Raw genomic sequence first — 3,173 nt, forward strand, 5'->3', positions numbered from 1 at the left:
AGAAGCGAAAGTATGTTCGTTCAGTTATCGATTACTATGAGTCCATTGAGAATAAGTATTTTGGCGATGTAGCGAGTACGAAGTCTTAGGACAAACCTATATGCCGTCCCAGGTTCTCTGGGATGGCGTGAAATCAACATTTGAATAGAATGAAGATAAGGCTGGAATCAGCCTTCGCTTGGTGTTGGCGTTTCTGTCTCGCCTGCAGCCGTCTCGGCTTCGATGCTGGGTATTAGTGGAGTTAGTGCTTCTTCAAAAGCTCCCACTGTAAATGGCTTTGCGATCAAGAAGAGGGCGCCGGCATTTTTCGCTCGTTCGCGCATCTCTTTGGTGCCTTCAGAAGTTACAAAGCCAAAAGGCAGGATAACATCTTCACGCTGTAAGCGTTCCGCTAAGTCGATACCCGTCATCCGAGGCATATTCCAATCACTCATTACGAGATCTGGATGCTTCTCCGGGTCGTCACCGGTTATCATCCGGTAAGCCTCGGCTCCGTTGCCTGCCTCTATGAATGTATGACCTGTAAACCCCGCCTTACGGATTGTGCGTTTCACAATCATTCGCATAGCTTTACTGTCATCAACTACCAGAATCTTCACGTTCGCTCCCCGAAAGACCGCGCCCCTGCACCCAAATACTATCCGGTACCTGACCGGCAAACAACTCTGCCGAGCAGTTAGATTTCTTCATCCGACTCGCGAACGTGCACCGTGACCTTAAAAGGTGCCCCTTCGCAATGGAATCCGGTCTCACATTCAATGATCGAACCGGGAAATCTTACCGAATAATCGACACCTATGGTCACAACGGGCAGACCAAGCTCACAAGTTCCCTCTAGGAGGGACTTAAAGCTACCGCCCGTCATATTCGCTAATTCGCCCATGGCATCTTCAATATCTTCGTCGGTTGCTTCGTCTGGAGCAACCTCAAACATTAAAGCTGCTGTTTTACGAGCAAGCGTTTCTGGAATACTTAGTGTCACTATTCCGTTCCACGACCCACTGATTTGAACGCTGGCGGTAACGTACTTCGCGCCTGCTTCCATTTCCAATGCACCAGGATTTGGCTGCACATCAAGATCGAGGATAGTCGAAAAGATGTTGGGTGTGACCTGCTGAATGTTTTCTTCTGTAGTAGACATTCTTTTCCCTTATGTTTGACGCAGTTTGTAGCATCCAGATCGAGGATAATCGATCCGTTCGAATGCGTTATCGATACTCATTGGCATTTCCGCTGCTCCCAGAAAGAGGAAACCATCTGGGTTCAGTAGTTTACGAACTTCTCCAAGAATTTTTCTCTTGGTTTCCACATCGAAATAGATCAACACATTACGAAGAAAGACGACGTCCATCTTCGGCATGGGTGGCCAATTATCGATGAGGTTGAGTTTTCTAAATTCAATGGAGCTTCGTAGTAGCGGCTTGATTTGCCAGACCAGGCCCTGCTTCTCAAAATGCTTTAATAGCATTGGGGCAGGTAAGCCTCGGTTAACTTCCAGCTGGCTAAACTTTCCTTCTCGGGCTCGCCCTAGAATTTGGTTGGAAATATCTGTGGCGATAAAGCGCACATTCCAGCTTTGAAGTTGTGGGAAATTCTCGCGCAGAAGCATAGTCACCGTATAGGGCTCTTGCCCGCTGGAGCATGCTGCGCACCAAAGATTAAGCGTGTGTTGACTGGCTCGTTTTTCGAGCAGGGAAGGCATCACAACTTCCTTCATGCACTTGAAGGGGTGGATGTCTCTAAAGAAGCTCGTCTCATGAATGGTAATAGCTTCAACGACCTGTTCGATCATTCGACTGTTGTGAGGGTTTTGACGCAGAGCCAAGATAAGTTTTTCGATTGAGTCGTGGCCAGTATTTTGGGCGAGGGGAGTCAGTCTACTCTCGACAAAATACTGCTTACCGTTATCCAAAACGATGGCAGCTTTTTGTTGAATAAGCTTTTGAACAAAATCAAAATCTGATTGCTGTAACGCCATACTTCCTAATGCTCCGGGTCCAACCTATCATGGACCTCTATGCTACCCTATTTTTTACGTACCACAAATTCGCTTGGTGATCTCGTCTGCCAAGCCCTCTATGTTTAAAACTTTTTCTGCGAGTCCCTGTTTGGCAACCAAACCTGGCATTCCCCAAACAACTGAACTTGCTTCGTCTTGTGCCAGGACTTCGCCCCCGGTCTGTTTTATCTTGGCACACCCCAGTGCACCATCTCGCCCCATACCTGTCAGAATAACTGCCAGTACTCTATCTTTATACACTTCCGCTACTGAACGAAAGAGAACATCCACCGCAGGCCTGCATGAGTGTTCAGGTGGGTTCTGGTTTGTTTTCGTCACGACCGTTGTGGATGAACCTTTTGCAATGGTCATATGGTAGTCGCCAGGTGCAATATAAGCGTTCCCAGGCTGTAGAACCGCGCCCATTGAGCCCTCAACCACCTTAAGGTGGCTTGAAGAGGTTAAACGCTCTGCTAGGATTCTCGTAAAGATCGGCGGCATGTGTTGAACGATGACAATCGGCACCGGAAAGTTTGGTGGTAGCCGTGGCAGCAGTTCCGCCAGTGCATTGGGACCGCCGGTTGATGTTCCGATGGCGAGCACTGAATACTTTGTTTGACCGGACTTACCTAAACCTACACCTGGCCGTATCGGCCGAACGGGGCGTGCTGCAACCGGACGTTTGGCCGGAGTAACTGGCCTCGGCACAACAGGGCGTTGATGTGTCGGACGGGCGATAGGGGTCTGAGCCCCACGTCGACGCTTACCAAACATTTTAACTTTAGGAACGAGCTCTTCTCGAATCGTATCAACAGCGGAGCGTGCGCCACGCATGGTTGAAGGCTTCGTAACGTAGTCGGTAGCACCTCTAGAAAGCGCTTCAAGCGTTTTCGAGGCGCCGCGCTCAGTCATAGTGCTGAACGCGATAATCGGAAGTGTGCTGTTGATTTTACGAACGGCAGCTAGAGTTTCGAGGCCATTCATTTCAGGCATGTCCAAATCCAGGACCATGACATCAGGTTTCACTTGGGGCAGCTTGTTGAGCGCTATCTTACCGTTTGCAGCAGTTCCCACCACCTCTAGCTCAGGATCCGAATCGAGGATGTCTGTAAGCATCCTTCTGACGACAACCGCGTCGTCCACTATGAGGATTCGTATCTTCTGCATAATAAAA

General features: G+C 49.1%; 4 protein-coding genes. All 4 read right to left on the minus strand.

What is annotated here, in order from left to right; translation table 11 throughout:
- Positions 1-167 precede the first annotated feature (167 nt).
- The 4 genes from HOK28_09715 to HOK28_09730 all read right to left on the minus strand — a co-directional run bounded on the left by HOK28_09715 (position 168) and on the right by HOK28_09730 (position 3,166).
- A complete protein-coding gene (locus HOK28_09715; GenBank protein MBT6433358.1) occupies positions 168-599 on the minus strand; it encodes a response regulator in 432 nt (143 codons plus the stop codon).
- A 77-nt stretch (positions 600-676) separates the two neighbouring features.
- Positions 677-1,141 carry a chemotaxis protein CheX gene (locus HOK28_09720; GenBank protein MBT6433359.1) on the minus strand — a complete coding sequence of 155 codons (465 nt, stop codon included), beginning with the start codon at positions 1,139-1,141 and terminating at the stop codon, positions 677-679.
- 9 nt (positions 1,142-1,150) lie between these two features.
- Positions 1,151-1,978, minus strand: a complete 828-nt coding sequence (locus tag HOK28_09725) for a protein-glutamate O-methyltransferase CheR (protein ID MBT6433360.1) — start codon at positions 1,976-1,978, stop codon at positions 1,151-1,153.
- Positions 1,979-2,032: 54 nt separating this feature from the next.
- Positions 2,033-3,166, minus strand: coding sequence for a chemotaxis response regulator protein-glutamate methylesterase (locus HOK28_09730; GenBank protein MBT6433361.1), 1,134 nt, complete (start codon positions 3,164-3,166; stop codon positions 2,033-2,035).
- Between the last annotated feature and the right edge of the window lie 7 nt (positions 3,167-3,173).

The sequence above is a fragment of the Deltaproteobacteria bacterium genome (genome assembly GCA_018668695.1).
In the GTDB taxonomy this organism is placed as follows: Bacteria; Myxococcota; XYA12-FULL-58-9; order XYA12-FULL-58-9; family JABJBS01; genus JABJBS01.

Coding starts and splice junctions, on each gene's coding strand:
- HOK28_09720 (MBT6433359.1), bottom strand. CDS start 1,141: ATGTCTACTACAGAAGAAAACATTCAGCAGGTCACACCCAACATCTTT.
- HOK28_09725 (MBT6433360.1), bottom strand. CDS start 1,978: ATGGCGTTACAGCAATCAGATTTTGATTTTGTTCAAAAGCTTATTCAA.
- HOK28_09730 (MBT6433361.1), bottom strand. CDS start 3,166: ATGCAGAAGATACGAATCCTCATAGTGGACGACGCGGTTGTCGTCAGA.